Raw genomic sequence first — 16160 nt, 5'->3', positions numbered from 1 at the left:
ACTGCCAACTATCTGATATTATTGGAAAAGTAATAATTCGCCAGGGACACCATCAATCTCCAGTCCCAGAGATTCCCGCGCCCCTTAATCCCGACGAGACTCTCCAGTCGTCATATAAGGACGATGATGGAGCACGTTTAATATTCTGTTTCAGGATCCCCGACTTCAAGTGCCGCTGCATCGCCTGTCTTGAGGAAACCGAGGATCATGGCTAGACGACGGTCAAGGGGCGCCTTTCGGCGCAGTTTGGTGTCATTGATGCTGCTCATGCACAAGCCAATCATGGTCATCAGCAATAACTCCGATGTCACGCGCAGCGGAATACCAGCTGCAATCTCGCCAGCCGCCTGAGCCTGACGCATATCCTCCAAAATTGCATGGTATACCCCATAGAACGATCGGTTGTTCGCCTCTTCCACTAAGGGCAGAGTCACCCCTTGATGCCAAAACGCGACACGCACTTTCCATTCATCATAAATCGTGTCGGTGTAGGGTATCAGGTTGCGCAGGCGCAGTTCGAGCGCCTGAAGCCCACTTTTTTTACCAACTGCCGTCTGCACGCGTTTCAGATATGTGGCATTTGCCCAATCGTTGGAAGCCACCAATAGCGCATTTTTATTGCGAAAATAATGCTCGACGAGCCCCCGTGAGCAGCCTGCAGCCGTGGCGACAGAACGGACCGAAAGGGCAGCCAGTCCCTCCCGCGCAATCACGCCGGTAGCCGCCTGAATAATATGTTCGCGCCGTTCCTGCGTTGAATCCGATACGCGGGGAAAAGCGCCCTCCTTAGTTGTTGAATCCATAGCCAATTGTTCCAGTTCACATCCCGTGGATTCGCGCGAAGCGACACCGACAGGTCAGGAAGCCATCGTACTTCCTGCGCAGGGCGTTGACATTCTATTGACTGATGCTCCCGGGGTGAAGCCCCGTAGCAGAGCTGGAGTTGTTATCCGGCAATACAGCCAAAACTGTAAGCCACTCAAATTATGATTGGCGCACGAAAAGACAAGTGACTTTACAACAAGACAGACGTCTTGTATAACGGTGAATTCTGTTCGATCCAATAAATCATCTCTTGAGGAATTTCCCATGCCAATGATCCCGCACGTACCGTTACGTCTATCGAGCGTCGCTCTCAGCGCTTTGTGTTCCACCGTGGTGTTGGGTCAAGAGCAATTCGGATCCCGGGGCGGCCTAGAGGAAGTCTTGGTGACAGCCGAACGCGTTGTCGCGTCCCAGCAAGATACGCCCATCTCTTTAACGGCCTTTGATCAGCAAAGCCTTGAGAATCTTGGTGTTATCGAAAGCGGTGATATCGCGGCTTATACCCCTAACCTGCGGATGAACAAGACGCCCGCAAGTCAGAACGCTTACGGGATCAGTATTCGTGGCATTGCTTCCAGCGAACCCTCTTTGGCCATCGACCCTACGGTGGGAATTTATATCGACGGTATTTACATTGGGCGCAATTCGGCGGCCGCCTTCGAAATCGTCGATATGGAGCGTATTGAGGTGCTTCGTGGGCCCCAGGGCACTTTGTTTGGTCGCAACACCACAGGCGGTGCCATCAATATTGTCACCCAGAAGCCATCGGGCGAATTCGGTTTCGAGCAGAAAGTGACGATGGGTGAGCGCGAGCTGCTGCGCAGTGCCACTTCTATAGAAACCCCCGAGTGGTCGAACCTGTCAGCGCGGCTAAGTTTTACCCATGGCGAGCGCGGTGGATTGGTGCGCAGCGCTTATACGGGCGGTGACTTGGGCCAATACGATCAGCAGGCGGTGCGCCTGGCGGTGCGATGGACACCAACAGAACGCTTGGTCGCGGACTACACCTTTGACCATTTTCAGCAGGACTCTAACACCAACCTCAGTCAAATCAGCTTTGTGCGCCCGCTGCAGCTGAGCCTCGGCGGCGGGCAGTATGAGCAGGCTGCGGCGGCCGCATCACCCAGGCGGTCGGGCAGCCTGCCGTTTATCGGTGATGGCAAGGATCAGTCGATGGAGATTGACGGTCACGCACTCACACTCGCTTGGGAGGCAGACAGCTACACACTGAAGTCGATTTCCTCGTGGCGCGAGTTCACCAATCGCTATGCCAGTCAGGGTTTTGGAGAGTTCCCTAGCGATGGGCAGACGCTTCTCTCAGCATCATTTGATGGTACGACAGTGCCTGCCGGTGACTTCGTGCAAATGTTTGATTCGCAGGGTTTTAATGAACACGAACAATGGTCCCAGGAGTTCCAGGTCATCGGCGCACTCGCTGATGATCGACTTTCCTACACTGCGGGCGTCTACTTTTTTGGAGAGGAGGGGCGGCAAGCCGATCCTCAGCAGTTTGTTTTCCCGGCGCTGCTGGCACTCGGAAGTTTGGACGCGGGAACGCAAGCTTTTCTCTGTGCCGGTGACTGTTTCGGCAAAAGCATCGTACTAAACTCTGGCGCGAACTATTATGAAGCAGACAACGATGCCTGGGCGCTTTACAGCCAGTTTACCTATGACATCAGTCCAAAGTGGGCGGCAACACTCGGGATGCGTTGGAGTGAGGATGAGCGCGAACTTCGCCTGACCAACACGTTTGACGACGTAGGCGAAACGACGCTGTCAGCCAGTGACTCCTGGAGTAAGTTCAATCCTAATCTGACCATGACCTACACCGCATCCGATGATCTGATGCTCTACGGCAAGATCGCAACGGGCTATCGTGCCGGCGGCTATAACGTTCGCGCCACCACCCAAACATCGTTTGAAGATCCTGTAAACGAAGAAAATGTTACCTCTTTTGAATTGGGTGGCAAGAGTGAATGGATGGAGAACCGGGTACGTCTTAACGGCGCACTGTTTTACTACGAATATGAGGACCAGCAGGTTTCACAATTTGAAGCGGGCTCCGGTGGCGCTTCCTCAAAGCTGGTCAACGCAGGGGAATCCGAGGCATGGGGGGCAGAGCTAGAACTTACCGTTATGCCGACTGATGCCTTGTTGGCAACATTCAGCTATGGCTACACCGATCTGTCTTACAATAAATTCATCACCAGTGTCTCGGATCCGATAACAGGTTTCCCCGCGAGGGGAGAGGACGGCGAACCACTGACTGCCGATATTGCCAATACCGCCAGCACCATTGCGGGATCACCCAAGAGCAACGCCTCGGCGATCTTGCAGTACACCTTTCCGCACATGGGCTACGGCCAGTGGATTGCACAGTTCGATGTTGCCTATTCCGGCGATAGAACCTTTCAGACGCAACTGAATCTGTACGACCGGGCTGATTCTTACACGCTTTTCAATGCGCGCCTGACGCTGGCCGATATTCCGGTGCCCCACGGTGAGCTGAGTGTAGCCGCTTGGGGCAGAAACCTCGGCAATGAAAAGGTGCGCGAATTTGGTGTCGATTTTGGTGCCCTCGGCTTTGCAGTGAACACGTACCGGGAATTGCGCAGCGTGGGTTTCGACCTCAGCTATCGGTATTAGGGGCTTACAGTGATGTTTACACACCTTATCGGCTATACAAGAGGCTCGACCTTGGTGACTGCAATTCTGGCAGGGTTGCTTTTCGCGTCTGTGGTTTGGAGCCAGGATGAGCCCTTAATGGATGGTATGGGTAACATCAACTTCCACGCCTTAAACGCCGATTCACCTGCGGCGAAAATCTATGCAGACCGCTGCGCGCAATGCCATGACAACGCCGAGGGACGAACGCCGCCGCGTGCCTCGTTGCGTTATCGCCCCCCAGAAGGTGTCTACCAAGCACTGCGTAGTGGTGCCATGGCACCCATGGTGGAAGGCCTTGCAGACGAGCAGATCAAGTCATTGGTGAAACTGCTCACCGGGCGCGAACCGAAGGAGATCGTCAATCCCGCCACGCAGCTGTGTGCCAACCTTCCAGCCAGCGTAGCGCTAATGGAAGGCGACTGGAGCAGCACTCACGGCGATATTCGTGGGCGTCGTTCTCGCCAGCACCCGGAATTCACCGCAAGCGCGGTGGCGCGCTTGCAGCTCAAGTGGAGCTATGCCTATCCCGGAGGGGCCGCGGGCCCGGTTACACAAGCAGGCGACTCCCTGTTTCTCGCCGGTACGGGTTACGTTGTTGCGCTGAATGCCGAGCGCGGCTGCGCGCAGTGGGCCTATCCCACGCAAGGCCGGATTGTGCGCGCGGTCACCGTCGTCGCGTTTGACGATAGCAGTGGACGTGATAAAAACGCGGCGTCCAGCGTAGCGCTGTTTGGCGATGATACGGGCACGGTGTTTGCCCTCAATGCGGCTTCCGGAGCAATCCTGTGGCAAACCAATGTCGAGAACCATGTCCTGACGCGCATAACGTCGGCGCCTACGGTATATGACGGGATCGTCTACATCCCGCTCTCATCCATGGAAGATCCCTTAACGCATGACAAAAGCTACTTTTGCTGTAGCGCGCGCGGCGGCGTGGCTGCGGTTGATTTACGCAGTGGCAGGCTGCTGTGGAAACAGCATCACATCACCGAGTCACTAGCTTCGCTAGTGCTAGAGTCACAACATCACAGCACTCAGAGCGCTGCTGCGCCACCGAGCAAAGAGCACGCATCCGGGCAGTTCCAGCAGGGCCCCGCTGGCGCATCAACCTACACGCCGCTAACTATTGATGCGAAAAGAGGTGTGGTCTATGCGACTACTGCGGAGGAATACGGCTTTACCGGTGCTGCAGGGCCATACTCTGTCATCGCTTATGACCTGCAAACCGGTAAACGGGCTTGGGAGCAGTCATTCCTGCCCGAACCCGACGAACGCAGCCGCATTTGCGCCGAGCGGGTAACAGACTGCAGAAATTTCTTCTCTATGGGGACCTCTGTGCTTATTCATCCGCTCCCTGATGGCAAAGACATCCTGGTTGTCGGGCAGAAATCGGGTAAGGTCTACGGTATTGACCCGAACTTGGGCGGCAAGGTTCTCTGGTCCACACAGGTCTCAGAGGGTGGTGACCTGGGTGGCGTTATGTATGGCTTAGGGGCAGATGACAAGAAGATTTACGTGCCCATCTCTGATGTTGATTCTCCCGAGCAGCGCCTCACCGGTTCGCTGGTTGCGCTCAATCCCGCCAACGGAGAGGTGGTATGGCGCACCAAAGCTCCTCAGGCGGCTTGTAATTGGGATAAGAGCCAAAACTGTATCGCCGGCCAAGTAGCGGCGGTTACCGTGGTCTCAGATATGGTGTTCGCCGGCTTCTGGGATGGCTATGTGCGCATCTACGCCACAGGGGACGGACGTTTGCTGCGCGAAATTGATACCGCCATCGAATACGATGGGGTTAACGGCACGGCGAGTGGTGGGCAGGTCAGCGGCTACCCCGTCACAGTTGGCAGGGAAGCTCTCTTTATCACTTCCGGCGCAAGCTCTATCATGAAATCCGGCAATGCCCTGCTTGTTTATACGGTAGATGGTCAATGAACATTAGGAAAACAGGAGATCTCCCTGTGGTCATCAAAGCCGACAATGGCGTCGATGATTCATTAACTCGACGCGATATATTGCGCAACGGGGGATATCTGATGATGGGCAGCGCACTGGCGGGCTGCGGTAACGCTGCTGACACGGAGGTCGCCAGCGGCACGACAGTGCAGGAGCACCAGGCTACGGAAGATCTCTATGAGCAAGGTAGTGTGCCAATCGCCAATAGCGGCTGGACCCAAACTTTGGGCGTTGCTCCCGATTACCCAGCGCTAGAGCAAGACCTGACAGCAGATGTTGTGGTTGTCGGTGCGGGACTCGCCGGCAGCTCCCTGGCTTTGCACCTGACCGAGCTGGGACTCAGTACTGTCGTGTTGGAAATGCACCAACCCGGCTGGGGCGCCTCGGGCCGCAATGCTGGTCATGTGCTGCCACTACTGCGTGACATGAGTGTCTTCGAGTCGTTCCCTGATCAAGGCCGCGCTTTTTTTGAACTCTTTCGGGAGCATCACGGTATCCCCTTCGAGATTGCGCAGCGCTACAATATTGACTGTGATGCCACGCAAAGCGGCTATCTTAATGCCATGACGTCGCAAAGTGCCTTTGAGAAGTTTCATGCGGCTTCGACGCAGCCCGCCGACAAGTTAGGGCAGAATCTGGAATCTGTCGATGCGCCTGCCATGCTTGCAATGACGGGTTCCAACTATTACTCCCACGGCGTTCTGTATCCCACGGGAGGACGCATCAATCCCTACCTGTTTACCGCCGGCATGAGCGCTGCGGCGCGTGCGCAGGGCGCACGCATCTTTGGCGACACTGAAGTCACCAGCTTGTCGCAGAACGGCGACGATTGGCGCGTTCGCGTGCAGAATGGATCAACGGTGCGCTGCAAGCGGGTGGTTTTCTGCACTAACGCCTATGCAACCGACGTGGTACCCGAGCTACGGCAATCCTGTTATCCGATGACCGCCTATGCACTGTCCAGTGGGCCACTGCCACACGAGCTGCGGGACCAGATTATGCCCAGCAGAGCAACACTCGCGCAGGTGCCCTTCGACCTCAATCCATTTCTGATCGACGGTCACGACCGTATCATCACGGCTTCTATGCCCAGCCGGAGTAAACCTTGGGATGCCGACTGGCACTTTCAGCAGCATTTGGCGTGGATACATCGTACGTGGCCTGTGACACGAGAGTTCCCCATCAAACTCCAGGCCTACTGGACAGGAAAGGTCGCAATGCGGCAGCAGGAGTTCCCAGGAATGTACGAATTGAGGCCCGGCATCTACGGTTTGATGCACTTCAATGCCTGGGGCAACGTCATGGCGCCGTTGATGGGTAGGGCGCTCGCAACGGCTATCGCCCGTGACCGTCTCGATCAACTGCCGTTTCCTATTGAACGCCCACAAGCAGTCTCAAATCCTGGGAAGCAGGAGTTCTTGATCCGCAGCCTGATGATTCCGGCGGCACGTATAGCGCAGCGCCTCGGTATCCTGTAAGCAAAAACCTTTTACGGAGAACGTTAGTGAAACCTTTATATGCATGGCTGGTTGTTTTTGCGGCGATTGTCACACAAGGTTGCTCCGCCACTGGCCCTCAAAGCCAGCCACTTACCCATCGGGCGATAGATCCCCCCGGCTTGTTCGCAATGCCAGGTTTCCATCAAGTAATGGCGACAACCGGCCGCGAGACGATTTACGTTGCGGGGCAGGTCGCCTATGACGAAAACATGAAACTCGTGGGAATTGGTGATTACCGTGCGCAAACAATACAAGCACTTGGGAATGTCATTCTCGCGATTCGCGCGGCGGGGGCCGAGCCGGAAGATATCGTCAGTAGTACCTTGTATATTCGCGGCCTGAATGCAGAAGCTGCACAGGAAATCATGGCAGGAATGGCCGTAGCACTTGAGGGTCAGCCCTTTCCGGCACACGCTTTCAGCATGATTGGCGTGGAAACACTCGCTGACTCCAGAATACTGATTGAAGTTTCAGCTATCGCGTCGAATTAATGTCGGGTTAGCTCGCTATTTTGTGAAAGAAAACGTGACTATTTTGTGGACGCATACTCTATGACGACTCTCAAACACTTCCCTGTGACGGCTTCAGCCGCGGACATCCTCAACGAGCTTGACTTAAATGGCGCGCTAGTTATTGAGGGTTTTTTAACAAGCGAGGAACTCGACCGGTTAAACGCTGAGATTAACCCTGCGCTGGAAAAGAAACCGGTGAATCATGCCCATCCAAACGCAGCGGTTGAGTTCTTTCACGGTCCGCACACAAAACATTTGACCGGGGTTGCCAATGTGTCAGACACATTTGTGAATGCGGTATTGCTTCACCCTATTTTCAAGCTGGTAGGTGATCAGATACTGCTACCCAATTGCTCTGATTATATTTTAAATCTTGCTCACGTTCTCGATCGTGGGCCTGGGTCAGGGGATCAATTGATTCATCGCGATCAGGATGTCTGGCCCAGGGAGTTAACGAGTGCCATCGGTGGCCATGTGCAATTTGCGTCACTTATTGCTCTCAGTGAGTACACTGCAGATATGGGTGCGACTCGCGTGGTGCCAGGTAGCCATCGGTGGCCCCATGATCGAGTGCCAAAACCCGAAGAAATCGTCATTGCTGAAATGTCTCCAGGATCGGCGGTGATTTATCTGGGATCTACGCTGCACGGTGCGGGCTCTAATAGAACAGACGCCGTTCGGCGAGGCATGCATACCAGCTTTTGCCTTGGCTGGCTCCGGACCGAAGAGAACAGCTATTTATCCATTTCTAGAGAGCGCGTTCGGAAAATGTCGCGTAGAGCACAAGAGCTCTTGGGCTTCGGCGTGCATGATGGAATCGCAAAAGGCGAAGGTTTTTTAGGGGCGGTGGATAACGGCATCCCAGCGGACATGCTGGCAGCAGGCAGATTGTAAAGTAGCCGGCAATGATGAGGCTGCAGCAACTCAACTAGAACGGGAGTATCGCGATGAAAACGGGTTTGGCGTGGGATGAGCGTTATATGTGGTACGACTTCGGTTCCTACGCTAGCGTGTTCAATGACTACCGTTTCATTCAACCAGGTACTCAGCCCGAAACACCTGAAAGCAAGCGGCGAATACTGAATTTGCTCGAGACGGCCGGGCTTCTGGAACAGCTTAAACTGATCAAGCCGGCGTGTGTGTCCAACGAGGAATTAGCACTTGTCCACGATCTGGACTATATCAACCGCGTGGCAGAGATTAGCGCAGATCATGGAGGCTACGCGGGGTCAGGCCTGCTCATGCCTAGCGGGGGTTTCGAGCTGGCCGCGTTGGCGGCGGGCGGCACTAAGGCAGCAATTGATGCCGTATTAAATAAGGAAGTCAGCAATGCCTATGCGTTGGTGAGGCCGCCAGGGCATCACGCTGAGAAAGACACGGGTATGGCGCTGTGTGTGTTTTCCAATATCGCCGTCGCGGTGAAGTCCGCTATGCAAGAGCATGGCCTGCGGAAAGTCGCAATAATTGATTGGGACGCCCACCACGGAAACGGAACCGAATCCGCTTTTTACTCTGATCCTTCGGTTCTGACGCTCTCGATTCATCAGGACCAGATGATTTATGGGCGTGGTTTTGTCGAACACAACGGTGAAGGCGACGGGGAGGGCTACAACCTCAATATCCCGCTTCCACCCGGTTCCGGGACTGGCGCCTACCTCGCAGCTTTCGAGCGCATCATCATTCCAGCTGTGACGCAGTTTGGCCCGGACTTGATCGTTGTGGCCAGTGGCTTGGATGCAGGTTTCAGCGACCCAACGGCGCGCATGTTGTTGCACTCGGAAAGCTTCCGCCTAATGACACGATATACCATGGAGCTCGCCGCTAATGTGTGTAGCGGTAACTTGGTGCTGAGCCATGAGGGGGGGTATGACCCGACGATGACGCCGTTTCTGGCACTGGCGATCTTCGAGGAGTTGAGTGGGCTGAAATCCAGAATTACTAAAGAGGACAATCCTTTTGAGGGCCCCTACACCGGGTTTATCGTTGAGGAGCATCAGAAACTTAGTGAGCAACAAGATCAATTCCTTCAGCGTGCTGAAAGTATGTTGCGTTTTATCACCTGAGGTTTTAGTAACGGCAATGTTGAGCAGCGGCATAGATTTTGAAGAAGTAGCCGCTGTACCGGGTACCGATCCAACCTCTCTCGACAAAAGTCCGTTGGGGAAAATTCCCTGCATCGAAACACCCCGCCGCTTCTTGTCAGAAACCGGCCTGATTCTGACCTATATTGAAGCCTGCTATCCGTAACAGCCTTTGTCACCGCCGGATATCTGGGGTCAGGCGAAAATGCACGAGCTCATGAAGATCTGTGAGTTTTACATAGAAAGCCAGAGCTGGCGCGTGATCCCTGCGCCCATCGGTGGAGCGCCGTTGGAGAAGTCAGTACTCGACGATGTTGCAGTGTTGATGGTCTAGGCACTTGTGTCCATTCAACGAGTGGGACACTTCACCCCCTTTCTGATGGTGAGCAGATCACGCTTGCGGATATCGTTCTGCGTTGCGCGCGAGTGGTTGTGACGGGCGGTACTTGGTTACCCAACGTGATTGCCGCGCGCAAAAATGCAGGCGGACTAATATCTCTTGCTTTAAACTCGCTAGCAGGGCCCACATTGATCGGAACTGTCCGGTTGTGAGTGAGTAGAGTCCTTTCAAGCTTTCTCGTTTAAAGACTACCCTGAATGCTGTGGATCCCCTGTTGTACAGAACAGAGGGTCGTGCAACGCATCAGGTGAATGGGAGATCGCTATCCCGGGGTGCATACAACAATAAGTACTTCGCAGAGGTGGTGCGCATGGTGAATAACACCCGATCTACAATTTTCGCCTATTTTTTGACGGCGCCCGTGGCCATGTTCGTCACGGGGCTTTTTTCGTCGGGTGTGTTGCAGGCATCTGAACAAGCGGATTGGAAAGCCTGCTCTCAACGACTGGCGGACAGTGCCACCGCGTCGCTCACCGGGGGGGAGCGACGTGCCTGTGTCATTGCGGTCGCAGGAACCTATTTACAATGGGTGCGTGGCGATCTTGCAGCCGCACAGTTACCGCTTGCGGACGACTTTAAGCGGCGCAGCCTGGGTACGTTGCGCGGCGACGCAACCACCGGTCGCACCGAGTTCTTACAGGACAGCCGGTCCGATCTGATCGAATCAGCCACTGAGCAAGAATGGGCGGTAGACGGTGACACGGCTTGGGCGATTTTTACGGTAAAGTTGAAAGCATCGCCTGAGGAAACACACTGGGTCGCCGAACGTTTTATCGTTACTAATGGCCGTATCAGCGACATTCTGGCGTTACCGCCGGTGGTCAAGCCATGAGCGCAGGCATGTATTTTTCTGTACGAAGGAGAGCAGACTTGGCTCGTTATCACCTGATTACTATAGCGATTGCAGTGCTGCTTTCACCTGCTGTTTCGGCGCAGAGCGCCGACCCGATGGTGACCGTTGAAATGCGGCAGCAGGGCTTCAAGGATATGGGGGCGGCTTTCAAGGGCGTACGCGACCAATTTCGCCGCTCCAGGCCCGTAATGGTCATGATCCGGGAATACTCCAGGCCCTTGTTACGCTATTCAAGAGAGCCGGTGATCGAAAACTGGTTTCCTCAAGGTACCGGCCCTGGCGAGGGAATTGAGACGGAAGCGTTACCGGTTATCTGGGAACGGCCGGATGAGTTTGCCGCGCGCTGGGAGGACTATATTCTGGCCGCAGAAAATCTCCAGAGCGCCGTAGTCTCGGGTGATCTGGAGGCTACCCGCGAGCGCGTGCGAGAGATGGGAGATACCTGTTCAGGCTGCCATGACACTTTTCGTGAGGAAGAGGATTGATGACCGGGGCACACGTTTTCCAGCGCCGCAAGGTCTGGGACTTGCCGACCCGGTGCGGTCACTGGTTATTGTTATTGTTGTTTTGCGGCAGCAGGTGGACCGCTGAGAACGGGGAGATGCAATGGCATCGCTACATGGGCTACGTCATGGCAGGCGTACTGGTTTTTCGACTCTATTGGGGTGTGTTCGGAAGCACCACGGCGCGCTTCAAGCATTTTTTGCGTGGCCCGGCCAGCACTCTGGCTTACACGCGTGAACTGCGCCGGCGAGCGCGGCAACCTGCCCCCGCGGGGCACAACCCGCTGGGAGCCCTGAGCAGTACCGTTCTGCTTTTCTTGTTGCTGGCACAGGTGTGCCTTGGCCTGTTAGCTGTCGACGTAGACGGTATGGAAGCCGGTCCACTGTCATTCTACGTGAGCTTTGAAGCCGGTCGTTTTGCGGCGCTATGGCACGAGCGAGTGTTCAATCTGCTGTTGTTCTTTGTGGCGGTGCACATTATTGCCGTGATGCTGTATTGGTTGCTGGGAGGCCAGAACCTGATTGTCCGCATGATTTCCGGTCGCGACGATCAGCCGGGATCGGCCACTGAGCTGTGGTTTGCTCCGCTGTGGCGGAGTGTTTTGGGCGTCGCGCTGGCTGGTATTCTCGTGTGGTATTTGCAGTCGCTGGATATCCCACTTTGATAACGTTTCAACACGGCGCGGGGGTTAAAGGTCCGCGCAGTACAAAAGTACGCTCACCGTGGGGCGGGGGTGGTAGGTAGCTTTCACCAGATATGAAGCTCTACCGGGGATAACTGGCAATATTTCTGCGAGGAATTCCAGCCCGAAGTAAGACGGTTAAATCATTTAAATAATAAGGGTGACAATATGATTCATTTACGGCGTTCCTTGATTTCCACCTCAGTTCTGGCCGCAACTTTAGTGCTCGTCGGTGCCAGCCAGACACAAGCTCAGGAAAATGCTGGAATTCGAGTGCTCGAAGAAACAATAGTCACCGCAGAGCGGCGGGAGACCAACCTGCAGGATACCGCCGTCACTATCACGGCACTCACGAGCGACGACATCCTGAAACGCGGTATTAGCGGTCCCACCGATCTCATCGCGGAGTTGGCCGGAGTCTCGGGCTTTGAGTCTCCGGGAGCAAGAGGCGCAACAACGCTCAACATACGGGGCTTGTCGGGTGGCGCCGCGCTGAACGGCGCCGTGTCAGCCGCCGTTGGTATTTATGTGGATGGCGTATACCTGGGCCGTCAACGCTCCGCGGCATTTGATGTTGCTGATCTGCAGCAAATGGAAATTTTGCCCGGGCCGCAAGGAACGCTGTTTGGCCGCAACTCACCTGGCGGCGCGCTCAGTATTGTTACCAAGGCGCCAACCGGGGAATTTGGCGGCAAGGTTATGGGCACAGTGGGTCGATACGATCAACGAGATCTTCGGGTCAATATGAATACCCCTACGCTGGGAGATGTTTCCAGTCCTCTGGGCGAATTGGCCGCCAGTTTCGGTTACCAGACGCGTAGCCGCGATGGTTTTTATGAAAACTCGGTACCAGGTGAGCCCGCTTTCATGGACATCAACCGTGAGTCCTACCATGTTTCGGCAGACTGGCGCCTGAGTGAAGATACCCTGTTCGCGTACCGTTATGACAAGGGCAGAGTTGGCGATACCAATAATGTCGATAAAGTCGTCGACTTCACGCCGTTGACGGCTTCGGGGATTACCCGTATCCAGGGCATGCAAGGCGTTTTGGGAGCGGCGAGGGGCTGGGCAGCGACGCCGGGGACTGACCCGCGTATCACGCAGCGCCTGATTCCCTCGTTGGAAAAGACGATCGCTGCCTATCAGGAGATTCTCGAGGTCGGCGAGGGTAGGGTAAGTAGTGCGCAGGCTGACCACATGCCAATAACCGATACCGTGGGCGATGGCCACTCGGTCACCTTTTCTACTGACCTCGGTACGCTAGGCTTTCTCGGTGAGGTTGAATTTAAATCGATTACCGCCTACCGCAAACTCCTGACCAATACTGTCGGCGATATCGAGAACATTGATAGTCGTCTTGATGCCAATGGCGTGGGGATAATGAACGACACCTTGCTGGCGACGTTCGGGCAGTTGTACGGTGGTTCGGGGGGGTTCGCGTATCCGCTGGTTAGCAATGTGTGGGATGCAGTGGATGAGATCGGTGCGTTCCACGCCATACTGGGTGATAGGACGCTTCCCAGAAATTATACCGAGTACCGGCAATTCTCCCAAGAAATTCAGTTTGTTGGCACCACCGAGCGCACAGAATACGTGGTTGGCTTGTATTATTTTGACGACGAGGAAAAGGAGGCAGCGGACGAAACCGATTCCGCCGCCATTTATCTTGCCCCCCTCTCCGGTGCAGGTAGAGAAACCCGATCGAACAGCACAACGCTTGCCAAGGCGATTTTTGGCCAAATGAAGTTCACGCCCGGGTGGATGGATGAGCGGTTTTCGGTGACGGCCGGCCTGCGCTATACCGAAGAGGAAAAGACCCTGGACCAATTCCGCGGCGAGCAGGTAACTGTGTTCAGGGTCAACCCCGAGGAATCCTTCTCCAAAGAAGAGAACTTCTACAATCTCAGTGGTGCGCTAACGCTGGCCTACGAGTTTACTGACACCGTTAACGGCTTCGCGAAGTATTCCACGGGTTACAAGTCAGGCGGGTTCAACCCCGGGGTGTTTGACGGCAACTTCGATGAAGAAACGGTAGAGCAGTATGAAATCGGCCTGAAGAGTGACTGGTTTGAACGTCGCATGCGGGTAAATGCTTCGCTCTGGACCTATGACTGGAAAGATGGGCAGATTTCCCAGATTACCGTTACGCCAGATGGTCGAGCCCTGTCGGGCCTTGGTAACGGCGGTCAGGCCGAGCGCTGGGGCAGCGAAATTGAAGTGACGGCGATTCCACTGGACGATCTCATGGTGAGTGTTTCGTACGCTTACATCAATGGAGACTTCGATGAATTCCCGGATATCTGCTCCAACACGGATCCGACAAACTGCCTTCCTGGTGTGAATTTTGCCAAGCGATCAGGTTCACCGGATAACGCGCTCAGCGTGACGGCAGATTATATCTTCCACCGTTTCTCGAGAGGTGAATTGCGCGGCTATATGCAGGTGAACTGGCAGGATGAGTGGTATGAGAACGCCATCTGGGGCGGCACCTTAAGCGGGCAGCCGTGGATATATCCGCATCAGGTCATGGATGAGCGTACGTTAGTCAACGCCAGGCTCAGCCTGGAAGAGATTCCTGTTGGTGGCGGGGTGATGTCTGTTGCCTTGACGGGTAAAAACCTGACCGATGAAGATTATCCGCTGTACGGCCTCAATCTGGGGGCGCTTGGACTGATCTCGCAACAATACGGGGATCCGCGCACGTATGCGGTAGAGCTTAGCTATACGTTCTGATCCCACATTTTTGCTGGAATGCCACGGCAGGTGGATTGTTTGGCAGAGATGGTCGTCGGCTCGGGTGCAGTCCCGTGCCGAGGACCTGCCGCCAGAGTTGAGGGCAGACAGAGTGCCAAACAGCAGCAAATACTGTTGGGCGGACGATTAAACTCTGTTAATAGGTTCGAATTTGATTGTAAAAGTCCGATCCCGCTGCCTTTAGTCCTGTCGCAGCTAAAAAAGCTTCAATAAAATCAACGAATTCAGTTCTTGCTGAGCACTAAGTTACGCGATGAGGAATCTATCTGCTTTTCTTCCAGTGTGGATGAAGATTAATTCAACATAACAACAGAAGGCGGTTTTTCTCCATGAATAGAAGTTGTGCGGCTCTTGTCTGCCTGGTCACGCTCCTCTCCCCAGTCGCTGCGCAGCAAGCGAGTGGTGAAACGATTGGCCTCGTGATAACTGAATGGCGCCACGCATTGTATGAAACGCCTGGTGGCAAAGAGGAATGTCCCGCCGGCTTGACCCAGGGTGAGATGGCTCAGCACCAAGCGATGGAAAACTCACAAGAGCTTCGTGAAACGTTCGGCTACTTTACAAATCGTGGCCCCAATGGCGAGCATTCGGCCTATATGCCGCTGTTGAGCGAGGATCTACTGCCCTCTCCGGAATTGCAAACCCGAATTGGCTATGGGCTCAATCTGGACGGCACTCAGACCGGTGAGGCCACCAATAACAGCTGCCGACACGAGAAGTTCGAGGGGCCAGAGGGTACGGCAGTTGATAATCAATTGGCGCGTGTCGTGGGTTGCACAGCATCCTGGCGCACGGGTGGGTTTGCGAGTGAGTTTTTCAAACAGGAAATTGTTAACTTCCCGCTCAATCGCATTCTGATCGAGATCAGTGGTGTTGACAGCGAAGAGAATGATTCTGAGGTGATGGTGCATATTTACAAGGGCCTGGATGGCCTGTCCCTGGGCGCCGGCGGCACCATCCCTCCTTTTCAGAATCAGCGTATTGACGAGCGTTACACCCGATACATGTACGAAACCAAAGGAAGCATCACTGACGGTGTTTTGACCACAGAGCCCATTCAGGAAGCGTGGTTTCCAATCTACTGGATAACAACGCCCGCGGAGCGTCTTGTTCGCGACATGCGTTTACGCCTGACCCTGACCAAGAACGGGGCCGAAGGCATCCTCGGTGGCTATGAAGATCTCAAGATCTGGTGGAGCGCCCACAGTCGTGGCATGGGAGGTGCCGCGGCCAGCGTTGGGCCACACAGTAATGCCTGGTATTACCGGGCGGCTCATCGATATGCGGATGGGTACCCGGATCCCGAAAGCGGTCAATGCACTGCGATTTCGGCGGCCTATCAAATCAACGCAGTACGCGCTTTGATTGCACACCCCGGAAGTGATGATGCACGAATGCACAACAACTCAGAGACAGCGTCTCGATGAGGG

The 16160-nt window shown here is 54.9% G+C and carries 13 protein-coding genes; 12 read left to right on the top strand and 1 reads right to left on the bottom strand.

Features of this window, described 5'->3' with window-relative positions; genetic code table 11:
- Nucleotides 1–137: 137 nt before the first annotated feature.
- Entirely contained in the window at nt 138–803 is a 666-nt protein-coding gene (locus E2F43_RS01550; protein ID WP_133209119.1) for a TetR/AcrR family transcriptional regulator, read from the bottom strand.
- Nucleotides 804–1209: 406 nt separating this feature from the next.
- Between E2F43_RS01550 and E2F43_RS01545 the strand changes: the two genes are divergently transcribed.
- From E2F43_RS01545 to E2F43_RS01490, 12 genes are all read left to right on the top strand, one after another.
- Complete coding sequence (locus E2F43_RS01545; RefSeq protein ID WP_165954148.1) at nt 1210–3471, top strand: TonB-dependent receptor; 2262 nt, start codon at nt 1210–1212, stop codon at nt 3469–3471.
- Between the two features lie 54 nt (nt 3472–3525).
- Complete coding sequence (locus E2F43_RS01540) at nt 3526–5424, top strand: outer membrane protein assembly factor BamB family protein (protein ID WP_165954147.1); 1899 nt, start codon at nt 3526–3528, stop codon at nt 5422–5424.
- Nucleotides 5421–6923 (top strand): NAD(P)/FAD-dependent oxidoreductase, encoded by a 1503-nt coding sequence (locus E2F43_RS01535; protein WP_238946688.1) that lies wholly within the window; start codon nt 5421–5423, stop codon nt 6921–6923. The genes E2F43_RS01540 and E2F43_RS01535 overlap by 4 nt, the downstream gene beginning before the upstream one ends.
- A gap of 26 nt (nt 6924–6949) precedes the next feature.
- Nucleotides 6950–7435, top strand: coding sequence for a RidA family protein (locus E2F43_RS01530; RefSeq protein WP_050793492.1), 486 nt, complete (start codon nt 6950–6952; stop codon nt 7433–7435).
- 60 nt (nt 7436–7495) lie between these two features.
- Nucleotides 7496–8350, top strand: coding sequence for a phytanoyl-CoA dioxygenase family protein (locus E2F43_RS01525; protein WP_133209117.1), 855 nt, complete (start codon nt 7496–7498; stop codon nt 8348–8350).
- 53 nt (nt 8351–8403) lie between these two features.
- Nucleotides 8404–9519, top strand: a complete 1116-nt coding sequence (locus E2F43_RS01520) for a class II histone deacetylase (RefSeq protein ID WP_133209116.1) — start codon at nt 8404–8406, stop codon at nt 9517–9519.
- A complete protein-coding gene (locus tag E2F43_RS01515) occupies nt 9461–9703 on the top strand; it encodes a glutathione S-transferase N-terminal domain-containing protein (protein WP_133209115.1) in 243 nt (80 codons plus the stop codon). The genes E2F43_RS01520 and E2F43_RS01515 overlap by 59 nt, the downstream gene beginning before the upstream one ends.
- A 544-nt stretch (nt 9704–10247) precedes the next feature.
- Nucleotides 10248–10769, top strand: a complete 522-nt coding sequence (locus E2F43_RS01510; RefSeq protein ID WP_133209114.1) for a hypothetical protein — start codon at nt 10248–10250, stop codon at nt 10767–10769.
- Complete coding sequence (locus E2F43_RS01505) at nt 10766–11275, top strand: c-type cytochrome (RefSeq protein ID WP_133209113.1); 510 nt, start codon at nt 10766–10768, stop codon at nt 11273–11275. The genes E2F43_RS01510 and E2F43_RS01505 overlap by 4 nt, the downstream gene beginning before the upstream one ends.
- On the top strand, nt 11275–11958 hold the full coding sequence (locus tag E2F43_RS01500) for a cytochrome b/b6 domain-containing protein (protein WP_238946778.1): 684 nt from the start codon (nt 11275–11277) through the stop codon (nt 11956–11958). The genes E2F43_RS01505 and E2F43_RS01500 overlap by 1 nt, the downstream gene beginning before the upstream one ends.
- 186 nt (nt 11959–12144) lie before the next feature.
- Entirely contained in the window at nt 12145–14709 is a 2565-nt protein-coding gene (locus E2F43_RS01495; RefSeq protein WP_133209111.1) for a TonB-dependent receptor, read from the top strand.
- A gap of 350 nt (nt 14710–15059) precedes the next feature.
- Nucleotides 15060–16157: a hypothetical protein gene (locus E2F43_RS01490; RefSeq protein WP_133209110.1), complete on the top strand. Its 1098-nt coding sequence runs from the start codon at nt 15060–15062 to the stop codon at nt 16155–16157.
- Nucleotides 16158–16160: the final 3 nt, after the last annotated feature.

Origin of the sequence: Seongchinamella unica (assembly GCF_004354085.1) — a bacterium.
Lineage (GTDB): Bacteria > Pseudomonadota > Gammaproteobacteria > Pseudomonadales > Halieaceae > Halioglobus > Halioglobus unicus.
This window is presented reverse-complemented; position numbering and strand designations above follow the sequence as displayed.